The sequence below is a fragment of the Lysobacter gummosus genome, from assembly GCF_001442805.1.
Classification (GTDB): Bacteria; Pseudomonadota; Gammaproteobacteria; order Xanthomonadales; family Xanthomonadaceae; genus Lysobacter; species Lysobacter gummosus.
Genome location: NZ_CP011131.1, coordinates 932,700 through 950,190, shown reverse-complemented (window position 1 = coordinate 950,190; position 17,491 = coordinate 932,700). Strand labels below are relative to the sequence as shown.

The 17,491-nt window shown below is 67.7% G+C and carries 14 protein-coding genes; 4 read left to right on the top strand and 10 right to left on the bottom strand.

Annotated elements, in window-relative coordinates; genetic code table 11:
* Positions 1 to 63 precede the first annotated feature (63 nt).
* The 3 genes from LG3211_RS03875 to LG3211_RS03865 all read right to left on the bottom strand — a co-directional run bounded on the left by LG3211_RS03875 (position 64) and on the right by LG3211_RS03865 (position 6,138).
* A complete protein-coding gene (locus LG3211_RS03875) occupies positions 64 to 1,485 on the bottom strand; it encodes a sialate O-acetylesterase (protein ID WP_083512293.1) in 1,422 nt (473 codons plus the stop codon).
* Between the two features lie 164 nt (positions 1,486 to 1,649).
* Positions 1,650 to 4,856: an efflux RND transporter permease subunit gene (locus LG3211_RS03870; RefSeq protein WP_269465120.1), complete on the bottom strand. Its 3,207-nt coding sequence runs from the start codon at positions 4,854 to 4,856 to the stop codon at positions 1,650 to 1,652.
* 118 nt (positions 4,857 to 4,974) lie between these two features.
* Positions 4,975 to 6,138, bottom strand: coding sequence for an efflux RND transporter periplasmic adaptor subunit (locus LG3211_RS03865; protein ID WP_083512292.1), 1,164 nt, complete (start codon positions 6,136 to 6,138; stop codon positions 4,975 to 4,977).
* Positions 6,139 to 6,672: 534 nt separating this feature from the next.
* On the opposite strand from LG3211_RS03865, the gene LG3211_RS03860 reads away from it, so the two are divergent.
* The 3 genes from LG3211_RS03860 (at position 6,673) to LG3211_RS03850 (ending at position 9,678) form a co-directional block, all read left to right on the top strand.
* Positions 6,673 to 7,335: a TetR/AcrR family transcriptional regulator gene (locus LG3211_RS03860; RefSeq protein WP_057941672.1), complete on the top strand. Its 663-nt coding sequence runs from the start codon at positions 6,673 to 6,675 to the stop codon at positions 7,333 to 7,335.
* A 170-nt stretch (positions 7,336 to 7,505) separates the two neighbouring features.
* On the top strand, positions 7,506 to 8,171 hold the full coding sequence (locus tag LG3211_RS03855; protein ID WP_057945256.1) for a protein-L-isoaspartate O-methyltransferase family protein: 666 nt from the start codon (positions 7,506 to 7,508) through the stop codon (positions 8,169 to 8,171).
* 88 nt (positions 8,172 to 8,259) lie between these two features.
* Positions 8,260 to 9,678, top strand: coding sequence for a TolC family outer membrane protein (locus LG3211_RS03850; protein ID WP_057941671.1), 1,419 nt, complete (start codon positions 8,260 to 8,262; stop codon positions 9,676 to 9,678).
* A gap of 282 nt (positions 9,679 to 9,960) precedes the next feature.
* On the opposite strand, the gene waaA is transcribed toward LG3211_RS03850, so the two are convergent.
* Positions 9,961 to 11,259 carry a lipid IV(A) 3-deoxy-D-manno-octulosonic acid transferase gene (gene waaA / locus LG3211_RS03845; RefSeq protein ID WP_057941670.1) on the bottom strand — a complete coding sequence of 433 codons (1,299 nt, stop codon included), beginning with the start codon at positions 11,257 to 11,259 and terminating at the stop codon, positions 9,961 to 9,963.
* Between the two features lie 142 nt (positions 11,260 to 11,401).
* Between waaA and lpxL the strand changes: the two genes are divergently transcribed.
* A complete protein-coding gene (gene lpxL, locus LG3211_RS03840) occupies positions 11,402 to 12,328 on the top strand; it encodes an LpxL/LpxP family Kdo(2)-lipid IV(A) lauroyl/palmitoleoyl acyltransferase (protein WP_057941669.1) in 927 nt (308 codons plus the stop codon).
* Positions 12,329 to 12,361: 33 nt separating this feature from the next.
* Here lpxL and LG3211_RS03835 read toward each other — a convergent pair whose 3' ends face one another.
* From LG3211_RS03835 to LG3211_RS03810, 6 genes are all read right to left on the bottom strand, one after another.
* Positions 12,362 to 13,705: an O-antigen ligase family protein gene (locus LG3211_RS03835; RefSeq protein WP_057945255.1), complete on the bottom strand. Its 1,344-nt coding sequence runs from the start codon at positions 13,703 to 13,705 to the stop codon at positions 12,362 to 12,364.
* Between the two features lie 34 nt (positions 13,706 to 13,739).
* Positions 13,740 to 14,882, bottom strand: coding sequence for a glycosyltransferase family 4 protein (locus tag LG3211_RS03830; RefSeq protein WP_057941668.1), 1,143 nt, complete (start codon positions 14,880 to 14,882; stop codon positions 13,740 to 13,742).
* Between the two features lie 10 nt (positions 14,883 to 14,892).
* Entirely contained in the window at positions 14,893 to 15,096 is a 204-nt protein-coding gene (locus LG3211_RS03825) for a zinc-finger domain-containing protein (RefSeq protein ID WP_057941667.1), read from the bottom strand.
* Positions 15,097 to 15,382: 286 nt separating this feature from the next.
* The gene (locus LG3211_RS03820; protein WP_057941666.1) at positions 15,383 to 16,096 is read right to left on the bottom strand and encodes a pirin family protein; all 714 of its coding nucleotides are present in this window, start codon (positions 16,094 to 16,096) and stop codon (positions 15,383 to 15,385) included.
* Positions 16,097 to 16,133: 37 nt separating this feature from the next.
* Positions 16,134 to 16,712 (bottom strand): YceI family protein, encoded by a 579-nt coding sequence (locus LG3211_RS03815; RefSeq protein ID WP_057941665.1) that lies wholly within the window; start codon positions 16,710 to 16,712, stop codon positions 16,134 to 16,136.
* A gap of 144 nt (positions 16,713 to 16,856) precedes the next feature.
* Positions 16,857 to 17,444, bottom strand: a complete 588-nt coding sequence (locus tag LG3211_RS03810; RefSeq protein WP_057945254.1) for a malonic semialdehyde reductase — start codon at positions 17,442 to 17,444, stop codon at positions 16,857 to 16,859.
* Positions 17,445 to 17,491: the final 47 nt, after the last annotated feature.

Sequence of the window (17,491 nt, the reverse complement as noted above, 5' to 3'; positions counted from 1 at the left end):
CATCGCGGCATAGCACCGGCGAGCGCGGCCACCCACGGCCACGCTCGCCCCGCCAGGCCGGCCTCACTGGCCGGACAGGTAGCGCGCGGCCCACCTGCGACCGATATCGATGGTCTGATCCGCGCTGTAGTGGGTGCCGTCGGCGAAGCCCGCGCTGATATCGTCCGTGCGAACGTAGAACACGCGTTGCGGATCGGCGGTGGCCGCCTGCACCATGCCGGCGTTGACCTGCTGCATCCCGGTCCGCATGGCGGGATCGGCGAATGCCGGCATATTGGGATTGATCTGGGTCGCATAGAACTGCAACTGTGGTGCATTCACATCGGCGCGGACGTCGGCGATGAACCGGCCCAGGTTTACGCCGTAGCTCGCCGCCGTTCCGAACACCACATCGCTTTCTCCCTGCAGCCAGAACATCGCCCGCAGCGTGGGCGCGTAACCCTGGCTGCGCAGTTCGGCGAGCATCGCCTGGATCTGCTGGATCAGCGTCGGATACAGCGGTGCGCCGATAGCCCCGGTTTTCACGAAGTTATGCGCCAACCCCGCCAAGCTGACCGAGTACTTGATGATCGCGACCGGTTTGTCACCGCCCACCGCGTAATCGCTGCCCAGCGAAAGCTCCGGCCCGAAACCGTCGAAGTTCTCCTTGAAACCCGAGCCTTGCGTGTCCAGTTGCGCCATCGAGCCGACGCTGGCCAGCGCATCGCCCAGCAGGTGTTGCCGATAGCCCAGCAGGGCGCGCGGGTCCGGGGCGTCGGCATAGTGGCGATTGGCCTGGCTCAGTTGCGCCGAATTCGCGCCCCAACCATGGGAATTGGACTGCCCCGACACGATGAACACGTCGATTGGCGTGGACGCCGGGCGGGCCGCTACCGCCGTCGCCGTCAATCGCACGTTGTCCAGATCGGCATAGGTGTCGGCCAGCGAGCTTCCACGTAATTGAATGCGCAGACGCTCGCCCAGCCCCGCCGGATCAGGGCCGGTTTCGAAGCTTCGACTGCTATCGGCGAAGGTGCCCGACGCGGCGAGATTGCGGCTCGCGCCCGACCAACTGACCACCGGCTTGCCAGTCTCGGTCGTCAACCGGATGTCGTAGCTTCCGAACTTGCCACCGCCGCCGTTGCGCGTACCGCTGGCGACGGTCAGCGTATATCGGGTATTGGCCTGCAAACGTTCGGTCAATACCTGTTCGATGCCGCTCTGGCCATTCCAGTGGAACTCGATGTTCTTTCCGTCGAAACCCGGCGTCGCGCCGGAATAGAAGGTCTGTGTCCCCGGCGCATCCGGCGCCAGCAGGCCGCGCTGCCCGCCTTCGCCGAGCGCCCGCCATCCGCCGACGGCGTTGGTGACCGTGAATTCGCCTGCGAAGCTGTCCTGCTCGAAGCTGGGGTTGACGATGGCAACCTCGGCGGCGGACGCGGGCGAAGCGACCCAGGCCAAGGCCAGGGCGCAGGCTATGTGGATGCGTCGCGACGGTATGTTCATGCGATTCCCTCGATGAGGAGATGAAAGAGACGAGCGCCGTCCCGGCCTGCGGTGGCGCTCATCTGTTCAATCGCATTGCCGCGGCGCGGGCGGACCCAGTTCGCGCGCGACTTTGGTCTAACCCGCCGTGCCTGCCGCGCTGAGTCGCGGCAGGCACGGCGGTATCAAGCGGCCGGCGCGGGCGCGGCCGCCTGCTCGCCGTCGTCCGGCACCTTGACCTTGAACCAGGCCGCATACAACGCCGGCAGGAACAGCAAGGTCAGCGCCGTCGCCACCAGCAACCCGCCCATGATCGCCACCGCCATCGGCCCGAAGAACGCGCTGCGCGACAGCGGAATCATCGCCAGGATCGCCGCCAGCGCGGTCAGCACGATCGGGCGGAATCGCCGCACCGTCGCATCGACGATCGCCTTCCACGGCTCGTGTCCTTCGCCGCGATCCTGCTCGATCTGATCGACCAGGATCACCGAGTTGCGCATGATCATGCCCGCCAGCGCGATGGTGCCCAGCATGGCGACGAAGCCGAACGGCACGCGGAATATCAGCAGGAACAAAGTCACGCCGATCAGGCCCAGCGGCGCGGTCAGCAGCACCATGAAGCTGCGCGAGAAACTGCGCAGCTGCAGCATCAGCAAGGTGAACACCGCGAACAGGAACAGCGGCACGCCGGCGTTGATCGACTTCTGCCCGCGCGCGGAGTCCTCGACGCTGCCGCCGACTTCGATCGAATAGCCGTAAGGCAGCTGCGAACGCAGGCCGTCGAGGGTCGGCGAAATCTGCGCCATCACCGACGCCGGCTGGGTGCCGTCGTAGATGTCCGCGCGCACGGTGATGGTCGGCAGGCGGTCGCGATGCCAGATGATGCCTTCCTCGAAACCGTACTCCAGGGTCGCGATCTGGGTCAGCGGCACGCTGCGCCCGTTGCTGGTCGGCACTGCCAGATTGCCGAGCATATCCAGTTGCAAACGCTCCTCTTGCGGGCCGCGCAACAGCATTTCGATCAGCTCGTTGCTTTCGCGATAGGTGCTGATGTGCGAGCCCGACAGCGAGCTGGACAGGAACTGCGACAACTGCGCCGAGCTGATGCCCAGCGCGCGCGCGCGTTCCTGATCGACCTGCAGCCGCACGATCTTGCTCGGCTCGTCCCAGTCCAGGTTGACGTTGGCCACGTGCTCATTGGCGCGGATCTGCTCGCGTACCTTGTAGGCGATCTTGCGCACCTCGTCGATGTGCTCGCCCGAGACGCGGAACTGCACCGGATAACCGACCGGCGGGCCGTTCTCCAGGCGCGTCACGCGCAGCTGCAGCTCGGGGAAACGCGGCACCACGTCCTTGATGATCCAGCTGCGCAGCGCTTCGCGCGCCTGCAAGTCCTTGGGCATCAGCACGAACTGGGCGAAGTTGGCCGCCGGCAGTTGCTGATCCAGCGGCAGATAGAAGCGCGGCGAACCGGTGCCGACATAGGCCACGTAATTGGCCAGGTCCTTGCGCGTCTTGAGCAGGGCTTCCAGGCGCTGGGCCTGTTCGGTGGTCTGACGCAACGACGAGCCTTCGGCCAGTTCCATATCGACCATCAGCTCCGGACGCACCGAATCGGGGAAGAACTGCTGCGGCACGAAGCGGAACAGGACGATCGAGCCGATGAAGGCGGCGATGGTAATGCCGATCACCAGCCAGCGCCGGCGCACGCACCAGGTCACCCAGCGGCGGAAACGTACATAGAACTTGGATTCGTACGGATCGTGGGCATGGTCCACCGGCTCCTTCGGCGCGATCACGCTCGACAGCAGCGGGATGCGCCTGGCGAGATCGCTGCGCGCATCGTGCCAGCGCGCGGCCAGCGATCCGGGCCTGGGCGCGGCGGCATGGCCGTGATCGGGCAGCAGCTTGTCGCCGAGGAAAGGAATGAACGCCACCGCCGCGATCCACGACACGCACAAGGCGATGGTCACCACCTGGAACAAGGACCGCGTGTATTCGCCGGTGCCCGACGCCGCGGTCGCGATCGGCAGGAAACCGGCGGCGGTGATCAAGGTGCCGGTGAGCATCGGGAAGGCGGTGCTGTCCCAGGCGAAGGCGGCCGCGCGCAGGCGGTCGAAGCCCTGTTCCATCTTGATCGCCATCATCTCCACGGCGATGATCGCGTCGTCCACCAGCAGGCCCAACGCCAGCACCAGCGCGCCCAGCGAAATCTTGTGCAGGCCGACGCCGAAGAAGTCCATCACCGCGAAGGTCATCGCCAGCACCAGCGGAATCGAAAGCGCGACCACCAGACCCGTGCGCAGACCCAGCGAGAAGAAACTCACCAGCAGCACGATCGCCACCGCCTCGGCCAACACGCGGACGAACTCGCCGACCGACTCTTCCACCGCCGCCGGCTGATCGGCGACCTTGCGCAGTTGCATGCCCGCCGGCAGGGTCTTCTGCAGGTTGGCGAATTCGCTTTCCAGGGTCTTGCCGAGCTTGAGGATGTCGCCACCCTGCTTCATCGACACGCCGATGCCGATCGCATCCTCGCCCATGAAGCGCATGCGCGGCTGCGGCGGATCGGAGAAGCCGCGCCGCACTTCGGCCACATCGCCCAGGCGGAAGGTGCGGTCGCCGACGCGGATCGGGAATTGCTTGATCTGATCGACCGAGGTGAACTGGCCGCCGACGCGGATCGGCACGCGGCTGGACGCAGTTTCGAAGAACCCGGCCGCGACCAGCGCGTTCTGCTGGTTCAACGCGTCCTGCACCGCCTGCGCCGGAATGCCGAGGGTGGAGAGCTTGACGTTGGACAGCTCGACCCAGATTTTTTCGTCCTGCACGCCGAACAGTTCGATCTTGCCCACGTCCTGCTGGCTTTGCAGGGCGAGCTGGACGCGTTCGGCGTAGTCCTTGAGCACGGCGTAGTCGAAGCCCTCGCCGGTCAGCGCGTAGATGTTGCCGAAGGTGTCGCCGAATTCGTCGTTGAAGAACGGGCCGATCACGTCGCTGGGCAAGGTCGGGCGGATGTCGCCGATCTTCTTGCGCACCTGGTACCACAGCGGCTGGATCTCCTTGGAGCGCATCGAGTCGCGCGCGGCGAAGATCACCTGCGATTCGCCGGCGCGCGAATACGAGCGGATGAACTCGTACTCGCCGGTCTCCATGAGCTTCTTCTCGATCCGCTCGGTGACTTGGCGCGAGACTTCCTCCGCGGTCGCGCCCGGCCACAGCGTGCGCACCACCATCACCTTGAAGGTGAAGGCCGGATCTTCGCTTCGGCCCAGGCGCAGGTACGACATCGCGCCGGCCAGCGCGAGCACCAGCATCGCGTAGACGATCAGGCTGCGATGACGCAGAGCCCATTCGGAAAGGTTGAAGCGCATAAAGTAAACCCACTTCATTATCCCCCTCTCCCGCGACGCGGGAGAGGGCAGGGGTGAGGGCACGAAAGCCTAAAAAACGCCTAAAAAACCCGAAGCCGCCAACGCGCGCCGCCGCGATCAACGGCGCGCGCCGCGATCACTTCTCGACCGGATGGTTGTCGCGGTCCACCGCGAGCACTTTCTGACCGTCGCGCAACAGATGGCCGCCGGCGGATACGACCCAGTCGCCCGCGCTCAGCCCCTTGATCACCGGCACGCGCTCCTGGCCGAAGGGTCCGGTGACGATGGGTTTGAGCTTCACCGTGGCGCTGGCCACATCGGCGACGAACACCGCGGTGCCGTTGCCGGTGCGCTGCACCGCGGCGAGCGGCACGCTCAGGCCGGAGGCGGCCGCGTCGGGCTGATAGATGCGCGCGCTCTGGCCCAGTTCCAGCGTTCCGGCCGGGGCATCGACGCTGACCCGCGCGGCGTAGGTGCGCGAGGCCGGGTCGGCCGCGGGCGAGACTTCGCGCACGCGCGCCGGCCAGCGCTTGCCCGGGATCGACCACAGTTCCACCAGTACCTGCTGGCCCGGCTTGAAGGTCGCGATTGCGCCCTCGGGCACGGCGAAGGCGACTTCGCGCGCACCGTCGGCGGCCAGCGCGAACACCTGCTGGCCGGCCGCGACCACCTGCCCGGCTTCGGCGCTGCGCGAGGCGATCACGCCTTCGGCCGGCGCGCGCAACTGGGTGTAGGCCGATTGATTGCGGGCGACGTCCAGATTGGCGCGCGCCGAATTGAGCTGGGCTTGCGCGGCCTTGGCCGCGGCGTCCTGCGCGTCCATCGTCGAACGGCTGACCAGTTGGTCCTTGCCCAGCTGCGCGAACCGCACCTGGTCGGCGCGGGCGCGGGCGTATTCGGCCTCGGCCGCGGCGAACTGCGCCTGCGCGGCGCGGCTTTGCGCCTCCAGGTCGCCCGGATCGAGCACCGCCAGCACCTGCCCGGCGGCGACGTGGGCGCCGACATCGACCTTGCGCTCGATCAGCTTGCCGGCGACCCGGAACGACAGCGGGCTTTCTTCGCGGGCGCGCACCTCGCCGGCATAGGCCGAGACCGCGTTGACCGCGCCGGTCGGCCGGCTCACCAGCACCGGCCGCACCGCTTCGGCGGCCGGTTTGCCGTCTCCGCAGGCGGCCAGGGCCAGGCTCAGCGCCGCCGCCAGCACCGCCGCGCCGGTTGCGAAACCGCGGCGGCGACCGCCGGGCCGTGCCGGAGCGCCGTGCGAAACTGGGGTGGAGGCGGAAAAAATCCGGCTGCGCATTGCAGATGGCCTCGTCGCGAATTAATGTACTTGGCGGTACTGTATAAATAACGAACCACGCAGTCCAGTATTGTTTCCTACCAAGTTCAACCCCCCCACCACCCCGCGTAGAACCCGCCCCCCACTGCGCCAGCCCATCGAAACCACGTAAAGAACACCCAACTACGCCGCGTCAGCCCATCGAAGCCACGTAGAACCCCCTGCGTCAGCCCATCGAAGCCAGGTAAAGCCCTGCGCCAGTCCCCCGAAACCACGCAAAGAACACCCAACTGCACCACGCCAGCCCATCAAAGCCACGTAAAGCCCCAGCGCCAGCCCATCGAAATTGCGCAAAAAACGCCCCACCTTGCCGCGCCAGCCCATCGACACCGCGCAAAAAACACCCCACCTTGCCGCGTCAGCCCATCGGCACCGCGCAAAGAACACCCCACCTTGCCGCGCCCCCCATCGACACCACGTAAAAAACGCCCCACCCGCCACGCCAGCGAGCCACCGCCCCCCAGCCCTACCGACCAGAGCCTCCAGCCCCAATCCATGTCCACCCCCCGCCCCACCCACCCCGCCGCGCCCCCCAAGCCCCCCGGCCCCGGCCGCCCCAAGGACCTGGGCAAGCGCAACGCCATCCTCGAAGCGGCCAAACGGCTGTTCCTGATCGAAGGCTTCGACGGCGTGAGCATGGATCAGATCGCGACCGAGGCCGGCGTCTCCAAACTCACCGTTTACAGCCATTTCGGCGACAAAGAGACCTTGTTCGGCGCCGCGGTGAAGGCTTATTGCGAGCAGCACCTGCCCTCGCCGCTGTTCGAGGCGGCCCTGGCGACCCCGCTGCGCGAGCGCCTGCTCGAGATCGCCACCGCCTTCTACGAGTTGATCAGCACGCCCGAGGCGATCCAGATCCACCGCCTGCTGTGCTCCCCGCAGATGGCCGACTCGCCGCTGTCGAAGATGTTCTGGGACGCCGGTCCGCAACGGCTGCACACAGAGTTCGCGGATTTGCTGCAACGCCGGGCCGAAACCGGCGAACTGGAGGTCGAAGACGCGTTGCGCGCCGCCAACCAGTTCTTCGCCCTGGTCAAGGGCGAGCCGCACGCGATGCTGATGTTCGGCTGCGGCAGCACCGGCAAGAGCGAATTGAAGGCGCATATCGAGGCATCGGTAACGATGTTCCTGCGCGCCTATGCCCGCCGCGAGGCCTGACTTTGCCGGGTCTGGCAACGCGTCGGAATGAGCTAAGTGGGCACGGTGCCAGGAGTTCTGGTGACTTTCGGCACTAAGCCCCGTTGGGCCCGTGGTTAATTCTTTTTCTGCCGGGCAAGCGCGGTCCCGGTAGAATTCGCGGTTCCCGCGCACGATGAAGACCCCCCATGATTACGATCGATTACGCCAAGTCACGTGAACTGATGGTCGAACAACAAGTTCGGCCCTGGGACGTGCTCGACCCGCGCGTGCTCGATGTCCTGGCGCAATTGCCGCGCGAAGCCTTCGTGGCCGAGGCGCACCGCAACCTGGCCTACACCGACCTGTCGCTGCCGCTGGCGCATGGCGAATTCATGATGAAGCCGGTGATGGAAGGCCGGACCCTGCAGTCGCTGGCGGTCGATCCGACCGACGACGTGCTGGAGATCGGCACCGGCAGCGGTTACCTCACCGCCTGCCTGGGCCGCCTGGCGCGCGAAGTGGTCAGCCTGGAAATCCATCCCGACCTGGCCGCGACCGCGCGCGAGCGCCTGGCCGCCCAGTCCGTCATCAACGCCCAGGTCATCGAGGCCGACGCGCTGAACTACAGCACCGACCGCCGTTTCAACGCGATCTGCGTGACCGGCGCGGTGTCGCAGATTCCGCCGCAGTGGCTGCAGTGGCTGCAGCCGGGCGGCCGCCTGTTCGTGGTCCGCGGCCGTTCGCCGGCGATGGAAGGCGTGCTGTTGACCGGCGGAGAGCGCAACGAAGTCAACGCTTCGCGCATCCAGTCGTTGTTCGAAACCGATTTGCCGTATCTCCAAGGCGCCGCACCCGCGCCCGCCTTCGAGTTCTGACCGACCTGTCAGTTATCCGTCAGCCCTTCGTAAGAGCCCGCGTGCCAGCATGCGGGCTCTCAAAAACAAGCAAGTCCAAGGAAGCCGCATGATCCGCCGTCCGCTCGTTCTTGCCCTGGCTCTAACCCTGCTGCCGGCCGTCGCGTCGGCCGAGGACCTGCTGCAGACCTACGAGGCGGCGCGCCTTGGCGATCCGGTCCTGTCGCAGGCCGAATCCAGCCGGCTGGACACGCTGGAAAACCGCATCCAGGCGCGCGCGCAGTTGCTGCCGTCGCTGAGCGGCGAGGCCCGGCTGACCCGCAGCCGCACCTTCGGCAAGAGCAACGGCGCCAGCAGCGATCCCACCCAGCCCAGCCTGCCGTTCGGCACCAACATCGAAAACAACAGCACGCAGCGCAACTACTCGCTCAACGCGAGCCAGATGATCTACAACCGCGCGGCGATCAAGGGCCTGCAGAGCCAGAACGCGCTCAGCGAGGCCAGCGACTTCACCCTGGAGTCGGCCAACCAGGAACTGATCACGCGCACCTCGCAGACCTACTTCAACGTGCTGATCGCGCTGGAAAACCTGGCCGCGGCGGAAGCGGCTGAAACCGCGCTGCAGAAGCAGTTCGACTACGCCTCCAAGCGCCTGGAAGTCGGCCTGGCGCCGATCACCGACGTGCACGAAGCGCGCGCCCAGTACGACGATGCGCGCGCGCGCACCATCACCACGCGCAACACGGTCGAGGACGCCTACCAGGCGCTGAGCCAGATCACCGGCCAGCCGGTGCGTTCGCTCAAGGCGCTGCCGGCGGACTTCAAGCCGGCCCTGCCCGAAGCGCAGAACATGGACGCCTGGGTCAACAACGCGATCCAGAACAATCCCTCGCTGCGCGCGCAGGAACTGGCGGTGCGTTCGGCCGAGATCAACGTGGAAACCGCGCGCGCCGGGCACTGGCCGACCCTGAGCCTGGGCGCCAGCTACGGCGACAGCGCGAGCTGGGGCGACACCACCGCCCAGGGCATCACCGAAGACAATCGCAGCAGCGGCAGCCGCGGCCCGAGCGTCGGCCTGACCTTGTCGGTGCCGTTGTACTCCGGCGGCGCGGTGCAGTCGGGCGTGCGCCAGGCGCTGGCCCGCCGCGACTCCGCGCAGGACGAGCTGGAACGGCAGAAGCGTTTGCTGGTGCGCAATACCCGCAACGCGTACCAGGTCCTGATCGCCGGCATCAGCGAAGTCGAAGCGCGGCGTCTGGCCGTGGTTTCGGCGCAGGCCGCGTACGACGCTTCGCAGGTCGGCCTGGAAGTCGGCACCCGCACCGTGCTGGACGTGTTGAACAACCAGCGCACCTTGCTGCAGGCGCAGCAGGCGTATGCGCAGTCCAAGTACAACTTCCTGCAGAACCGTTTGCTGCTGGAGCAGTCGGCCGGTTCGCTGGACGTGGCCGATGTGCAGGACATCAACCGCCTGCTGACCGCCGACGCCGCGACCAACCTGGCGCCGCCGCCGGCTACGGTGCAGTGATCGCGTAGCGACAGGCGCGAGATAAAAACCGCCGGCCAGTCCGGCGGTTTTTCTTTGTCTGGGCGGCGCGGCGGTGCTGCGGGCCCTGCACCACCCGCGCTGCTCCCCTTTGAATGCGCCACCGCTGTCCCCCCTTTGAAAAAGGGGGGCAGGGGGGATTTGCTTTTGGCGCTTTAGCGAAACAGCAACAGCAACAGCAACAGCGAATCCCCCCTGCCCCCCTTTTTCAAAGGGGGGAACAGCATGGGACTTCATGCAGACGCATGCAGACGTTTGTTGTTGCTACAACTCCCGAGCCGGCAACGACGGCTGCAACAACGCCATCGTCCGCGCCAACGCGCCGCGGCCCAGTTCGACCAGCGCCCGGCCGGCGTCGATCATCTGCGCGCGCTCGATCGGATCGGCGAGCAAGCGCTCCACCGCCGCCTCCACCGCATCGGCGTCCTGGCCGATGCGCAAGGCGCCGGCGTCTTCCAGCCGCTGCGCGATCTCGACGAAGTTGTGCAAATGCGGCCCGGTGACGATAGGCGTGCCGGTCGCCGCCGGTTCCAGCAGGTTATGCCCGCCGATCGCCTGCAAGCTGCCGCCAACGAAAGCGACATCGGCGCAGGCGTAGAAACTCATCAACTCGCCGAGCGTGTCGATCACGAACACATCGTCGCCCGGCTGCGGCCAGCGCGCGCGCGAACGCGTGGACACCTGCCAGCCGGCGCTGCGCGCGTTCTCGGCCACCACCCGGAAACGCTCCGGATGGCGCGGCGCCCACAGCAGCAACAGGCCGGGGAAACGCTCGCGCAGGCGCCGGTGCATGGCCACGGTCGCGGCTTCTTCGTCCTCGTGCGTGCTCGCGGCGATCCACACCGGCCGCTCGCCGGTATGCCGATGGCATTCCAGGGCGAACTCCTCCAGCGCATCGGGCACGCTGACGTCGAACTTCAGATTGCCGGTCTGGATCACCTGCTCCGGGCTCGCGCCGAGCTGGATGAAGCGCTCGCCGTCGGCGCGCGACTGCGCCGCGACCGCGCGCACCGTGCGCAGCGCACGGCTCACCAGCGGCGCCAGCGCGCGGTAACCGCGCAGCGAACGCTCCGACAGCCGCGCGTTGAGGATGTAGGCCGGAATGCCGCGATCGCGGCAGCCGAACAGCAGGTTCGGCCACAACTCGGTTTCCATGATCAGCGCCGCGCACGGCTTGTGATGGCGCAGGAAGCGGCCGACCGCGCCGGGCAGATCGTAGGGCAGATAGACGTGCTCGACCGAGTCGCCCCAGGCCGAGCGCGCGCGATCCGAACCGGTCGGGGTGATGGTGGTCACCAGCAGGCGCAGGTCCGGGCGGCCGCGGCGCAAGGCGTTGACCAGCGGAATGGCGGCGTTGACCTCGCCGACGGAGACTGCGTGCAGCCACAAGGTGCGCGTCTGCGCCGGGCCGCGGTAGATCGCGTAGCGCTCCAGCCAGCGCTGGAAGTAGGCCGGCTGGCGAAAACCGCGCCAGATCAGGTGATACACCGTGACCGGCGCCAACAGATACAGCGCGACCGAATACAGGCCGCGCAACAGGCGCTCGATCAAATCCTTCCGCATGCGGTAAGGATAAGGGCTGTGGCGGTGATTCGCAGGTGGAGACGATGCGGAACGAGACCGGAACACCGATGCCAAGCCGATCCGCGTCCCTTTCGATCCCGCCCACGCGGCCATTCACGCGCTCACCGCATAAACTATCGGCATGGCCGAACCCGCCCTGCCTCCGCGTCCTTCCCTGCTGTCGCCGCGCCTGTGGCCGATGTGGCTGGCGCTGGCCGGCATGTGCGCCGGCGCGCGCCTGCCGTGGGCGCTGCAGCGCCTGATCGGCGGCTGGATCGGCGCCTTCGCGCTGCGCGCGGCGAGCGAGCGCCGGCGCGCGGCGCGGATCAACCTGAAGCTGTGCTTCCCGGAAAAGACCGAGGCCGAGCGCGAACAACTGCTGCGCGAGAGCTTCCGCGACCTGGGTGTGGGCTTCTTCGAATTCGCCCGCGCCTGGTGGGGCGAGGTCGCGCCGATGCGGCGCACGGTGCGGATCGAGGGCCTGGAGCTGCTGGACGAGGTGCGCGCGGCCGGGCGCGGCGTGCTGATGATCTCCGGCCATTTCATGACCCTGGAGATGTGCGGCCGGCTGATGTGCGATCACCTGCCGCTGGCCGGCATGTACCGCAAGCACCGCAATCCGGTGATGGAATGGGCGGTCAAGCGCGGCCGCCTGCGCTATGCGGCGGCGATGTTCACCAACGAAGAAATCCGCCCGGCGATGCGCCACCTCAAGCAGGGCGGCTTCCTGTGGTACGCGCCCGATCAGGACATGCGCGGCAAGGACACCGTGTTCGCGCCGTTCTTCGGCGTGCCGGCGGCGACGATCACCGCCACGCATCAGTTCGCGCGGCTCAGCGGCTGCGCGGTGGTGCCGTTCTTCCATCGCCGCGAAGGCGCCGACTACATCCTGCGCGTGGGCGCGCCGCTGCCGGAGTTTCCGTCCAGCGACGCCACCGGCGACAGCGCCCGCGTCAACGCGCAGATCGAGAGCATGGTGCGGCAGGCGCCGAGCCAGTACCTGTGGATCCATCGCCGCTTCAAGCGCCGCCCGCCGGGGATGGTCTCGCCGTACAAGCGGCAGTCCTGACGTACCAAGCGACCGCGGCCGCGAGTTTCGCGCTTAGCGACTGTCGACCCGGGTCCCGTCCAGCGGCGGCTGCGCCAGCAGGCTGCCCGCGTACAAGGCCGCGAGCAGCAAGGTCAGCCCGCCCCAGAAGGTCGAATAAAAGGCCAGGTGGGTGTTGAACGGAAACACCGTCACCAGCAAGGCCAGCATCGCCGGCCGCGCGCGTTCGCGCGCAGCGCCGTCGGCGAAGGTCCACGCGCGCCAGGCCAGGGCCGCGCCGGCCAGCCACATCAGCAGGCCGAACGCGCCGGTTTCGCTGAGCACTTCCAGTATCAGCTGATGCGCGTGCAAGGCCGGGCCGTAGCCCCAGGACGTGACCAAGCCCGGCTGCGGATCGCAGGCCGGGAAGGCTTCGCGGAAACCGCGCGCGCCCACGCCGTTGATGGGATGTTCGGCGACCATGCACAGCGCCGCGCGCCAGATCCGCGTGCGTCCCGACAGCGCGGTGTCCACGCCGATCAGATCGGTGCTGACGATGTGCGAGGTGCGCTGCAGGCGGTCGTGCACCTGGGTCGAGGTGAAATTCAGCACCACCAGCGCCAGCAGGCCCGAGGCGAACAACGCGAGCAACCGCTTCCAGCCCAGCAGGCGCCAGCCCGACAGCAGCAGCACCAGGGCGAAGGTGATCCACGACGCGCGCGAACCGGCCAGCACCACCACGATTCCGACCGCCGCGCTCGCCGCCAGCCAGCCGCCCACGCCGTAGCGGCGCGCGGCCGCGTACAGCACGAACGGCGAGAAGCTCGCTATCACCTGGCCGAGTTTGAGATTGCAGGGGCCGAGGATGCCGCCGAGCCGGTCGACGCTGGCAATCTCAGCCTCGCTGCAGGTGCTGTGGCCGTTGAGCGCGTGCTTGAGCGCATCGATCAGGAAGAACAGCGGACTGGTGCCGCTGATGCCTTGCAGCAGCGCGTCGGCGGTCCAGATCGAGATGATGATCGCCAGCCCGCCGAAGGTGGTGCGACGTCCTTCCTTCGACGCGACCGCGGCCGCGACCAGCCACAGGAACGGCAGATAACGCAGGTCCACCGCGGCCTCGCGCAAGGCGCGCCCCGGATCGACCGCGTCGATCGCGGAAATCAGTTCGGGCAGCCAGTAGGCCGCGAACAGCACGCTGGTCAGCGCCCAGGCCGGATCGCTGAGCAGGCGCGCGCCGGTGTTGAAGCGCGCCAGCACCAGCTTCACCAGCATGGTGATCGCGCCCAGGCTCAGCGCGGTCTCGGCGATGCCCGGCGCGAACAGCAAGGCGACGTAGGCCAGCACCCACACCGGCGCCCAGCGCCAGCCGACGATCGCCGGCGGCAGCTCCGGCGGCGCGTGCGCGGTGGACGGCGGCAGACCGATCGGAGCGGCGGCGGCCGGGCCGTTGGGGTCAGTGGGCGTCGATGAGTTCGGCATAGACGGCAAGCGTGGCCTCCTGCATCGCCCGCAGGGAAAACGCCATCGTATCCACTGCCGCGGGCGCTTGCGTTAGCAATTCGCAAGCCGCGCTTTGCGCAGCCTGCGCATCGAAGGGCTCGACCGCGCCGCGCGGCTGCAGCTGCGCCAGCAGCTCGCCGACGCCGCCGTGATTCCAGCCCAGCACCGGCCGCCCGCAGGCCAGCGCTTCGACCACGGTGCGGCCGAAGGCCTCGGGTTTGCGCGACAGCTGCAGGACCAGATCGCTGGCGGCGTAGGCGCGCGCGATCGCGTCGGTCGGCTCGGTGAAGGCCACCGCGTCGGCGACGCCGAGTTGTTGCGCGAGTTGTTCCATTTCGCCGATGTATGCCTCGCGTCCGCTTTCGCGCGCGCCCGGCAGCCACAGCCGCGCATCGCGGCCGTCGGCGCGCAGGTCGGCCAACAGTTGCAGACCGTCGGCGTGGCCTTTCAGGCGCGTGCCGCGGCCGGGCAGCAGCAGCAACGGGCCCTCGCCAGCCAGCGCCGGGTGCTGCGCCGCCGCCCACGCGCGCGCGTCGCGATCGGGCCACGGCGCGCGCGGGAACGCCAGCGTGTCGATGCCGCGCGGGATGATCCGCAGTTTGTCCGGCTCGGTGTCGGGATAGTGTTGGAGCACGTAGTCGCGCACGGTGCGCGAGACGCAGATCACGCGCTCGCCGCGGGTCATCACCGCGCTGTAGCGCGAGGGCGAGTTCAGGCCGTGCACGGTGGTGACCAGGCGCGGCCGCGCCTGTTCGCTCATGCCGCGCCAGGCCAGCAGGCCGATCCAGGCCGGCAGGCGCGAGCGCGCATGGACCAGATCGACGTTCAAGTCGGCCCACAAGCGGCGCAGCTTGAACGCGTGCAGCAAAGTGGACGGCGACTTGCGTCCGATCGGCAATTCGATGTGTTCCGCGCCGCTGGCCAGCAGCTTGGGCACCAGCCGGCCGCCGGCCGAGACCACGATCGCGCGATGGCCGGCGCGCACCAGCGCGTCGGCGACTTCCAGGGTGGAACGTTCGACACCGCCCGATTCCAGCGCCGGCAGCAACTGCATGACCGTCAGCCGGCGGGGGTTCGTCGGCTCCGGCGATGGCATGGCGTGCGCGTCAGGCGTCGATCAGGGTGAAGTGCGCGCCGCAGTACGGGCACAGGCATTCGCGCTCGGCCTCGATCGGCAGGTACACGCGCGGGTGCGAGTTCCACAGCGCCATCGACGGCAGCGGGCAGCTCAGCGGCAGATCAGCGAGGGTGACGGTGTAGCGCTGGTCGGCGTTGGCCTGGGTGGGATGGGCGTTGGCTGCGGTGGTCATGGGGGACGACGGGTGGCGACGCGGGCGGGCAGTTTAGCAGCGCGCGGGGGTGGGCCGGGTGTAGGGGGAGAGGCGGATGTGTTGGATTTGGGCGGGTGGAGCAAGAGCGAATCCCCCCTGCCCCCCTTTTTTAAAGGGGGGAACGGCAAAAGCGGGAATGCAGGTGAATCTTTGTCGCCGCGCTGTCATCCGAGCCGATCAAGGGTTGCGACCTGGCAGTCCCCCATCAACACAGCGGCTGTTCCCCCCTTTGAAAAAGGGGGGCAGGGGGGATTCGCTCTTGCTGTCAGCCAGCAAGCGGCAAATCGAACCAAAGCACATCGGCCGACGAATCGCCCAGCCCGGTCAAGACCAGGGGCGCGGATTCCTCCACGAGCCCCAGCGCATCGCCGGCGTCCAGCACCTGCCCGTTGGCATCGATGCGCCCTTGCGCGACCTGCAGCCAATACATCCGCCGCGAATCCAGCGAACGCTCCGCCCGTGTGCCCTTGCCCAGCGCCAGCGAATGCAACGTGAGGTCCTGACGGATCGGCACGCCGCCATGAACTCCGTCGCGCGAAGCGCGCAGCACGAACTCGCCGTCGCCGCCCGCCACCGCCGCCGGCTGCGCATACGCCGGCTGCGCGTTGAGCCGGTCGGGCTGCACCCAGATCTGCAGGAAATGCACCGGCTCGCTCGCCGATGCGTTGAATTCGCTGTGCTCCACGCCGTGGCCGGCGCTCATCCACTGCAACTCGCCGCGGCGAATGGTGCCGCCACCGCCGCTGCTGTCCTGATGCGCCAGCGCCCCGCTGAGCACGTAGCTCAGGATTTCCATGTTGGCATGGCGGTGCGCAGCGAAGCCCGCGCCGGGATCGACGCGGTCTTCGTTGATCACGCGCAGGCAACCGAAGCCCATCCAGCCCGGATCGTAATAACCGCCGAAGGAAAACGTGTGGCGGCTGTCGAGCCAACCGGCCTGGACGCGGCCGCGGGCATTGGATGGGCGTTGGATGATCATGCGCGCGACAGTTTACCGATCAAACCGATCGCGCGGCTCAGGGCTTGGGCACGATCGCTTCGGTGGTGATGTGGATCTTGATCTCGTCGCTGACGTTGGGCACGTACTTGCCGATGCCGAAATCGCTGCGCTTGAGCGTGGTGCTGGCGTCGAAACCGGCGGCGGCGCGCTTGGCCATCGGCTGCTCGCCGATCTTGTTGATGTTCACGTCCAGCACCGCCGGCTTGGTCACGCCGTGCACGGTCAGATCGCCGGTGACCTTCAGCTTCTTGTCGCCGGCCGCTTCGACCTTGGTGCTCTTGAAGGTGATGGTCGGGAACTTGGCGGCGTCGAAGAAATCCGCGCTCTTGAGGTGTTCGTCGAAATCGCCCACGTGCGAGTCCAGGCCGTCCAGCGGGATGGTCACTTCCACCTTGGACGCGGCCGGCTTGGCCGGATCGTAGGTGATGGAGCCGTCCACCTTGCCGAAATGCGCGATCGGGTTGGAGAAGCCGAAGTGGCTCCAGCTGGCGACCACGTCGGTGTGGTTCGGGTCGATCTTGTAGGTCAGTGCGGCGGCGCTGGCGGTGCCGGCGAAAGCCAGGCCCAGGGCGGCGGCGAGCAGGATGCGCTTCATGGTGGAGCTCCTTAAAAAGGGAATCAACGGTTGGATCGCGGGTTCGTGCTTGGGATTCGTGCTTGGAATACTGCGAAACCACTATGGCGCAAGCCGGCGCGGGCCTGATTCGTCCGCGCCGGAAAACGTGCGGGCACGCACGCCTCAGTCGATGCGCGCGGCCTCGTCGAACGGCAGGCGCGGCGAGCGCGGGAACAGCTGGGCATGATCGCCGGCGCCCAGGTTGATCAGGAAGTTCGACTTGATCTTGGTGCCGGCGAAGAAGGCTTCATCGACCTTGGCGTTGTCGAAGCCCGACATCGGGCCGCTGTCCAGGCCCAGCGCGCGCGCGGCCAGGATGAGGTAGGCGCCCTGCAGGCTGCCATTGCGGAAGGCGGTGATGTTGATCGAGGCCTCGTTGCCGGCGAACCAGCTGCGCGCGTCGTCGTGCGGGAACAGGTAGGGCAGCTTTTCGTAGAAATCCAGATCGTGCGCGACGATCACCGTGACCGGCGCGGCCAGGGTCTTGGCCAGATTGCCCGCCGACAGCGCCGGCGCCAGCTTCTGCTTGGCCTGCTGCGACTTCACGAACACGAACCGCGCCGGCGAGCCGTTGGCGCTGGTGGGGCCCCACTTCACCAGGTCGTAGAGCTGACGCAGCGTCTCGTCGCTGATCTCGCCGCCCAGGACGTTGTGGGTACGGGCGGTGCGGAACAGCTGATCGAGCGCTTCGTCGTTCAAAGCCTTGGACATCGTCTTCTCCATGGGGCTGCCAAGCTTGGCAAGGTGATCGGGAGACG

Bases quoted from the DNA above. Each gene is read 5' to 3' on its own strand.
- LG3211_RS03875 (WP_083512293.1), bottom strand. From the start codon at position 1,485: ATGAACATACCGTCGCGACGCATCCACATAGCCTGCGCCCTGGCCTTG.
- LG3211_RS03870 (WP_269465120.1), bottom strand. From the start codon at position 4,856: ATGAAGTGGGTTTACTTTATGCGCTTCAACCTTTCCGAATGGGCTCTG.
- LG3211_RS03865 (WP_083512292.1), bottom strand. From the start codon at position 6,138: ATGCGCAGCCGGATTTTTTCCGCCTCCACCCCAGTTTCGCACGGCGCT.
- LG3211_RS03860 (WP_057941672.1), top strand. From the start codon at position 6,673: ATGTCCACCCCCCGCCCCACCCACCCCGCCGCGCCCCCCAAGCCCCCC.
- LG3211_RS03850 (WP_057941671.1), top strand. From the start codon at position 8,260: ATGATCCGCCGTCCGCTCGTTCTTGCCCTGGCTCTAACCCTGCTGCCG.
- waaA (WP_057941670.1), bottom strand. From the start codon at position 11,259: ATGCGGAAGGATTTGATCGAGCGCCTGTTGCGCGGCCTGTATTCGGTC.
- lpxL (WP_057941669.1), top strand. From the start codon at position 11,402: ATGGCCGAACCCGCCCTGCCTCCGCGTCCTTCCCTGCTGTCGCCGCGC.
- LG3211_RS03830 (WP_057941668.1), bottom strand. From the start codon at position 14,882: ATGCCATCGCCGGAGCCGACGAACCCCCGCCGGCTGACGGTCATGCAG.
- LG3211_RS03825 (WP_057941667.1), bottom strand. From the start codon at position 15,096: ATGACCACCGCAGCCAACGCCCATCCCACCCAGGCCAACGCCGACCAG.
- LG3211_RS03820 (WP_057941666.1), bottom strand. From the start codon at position 16,096: ATGATCATCCAACGCCCATCCAATGCCCGCGGCCGCGTCCAGGCCGGT.
- LG3211_RS03815 (WP_057941665.1), bottom strand. From the start codon at position 16,712: ATGAAGCGCATCCTGCTCGCCGCCGCCCTGGGCCTGGCTTTCGCCGGC.
- LG3211_RS03810 (WP_057945254.1), bottom strand. From the start codon at position 17,444: ATGTCCAAGGCTTTGAACGACGAAGCGCTCGATCAGCTGTTCCGCACC.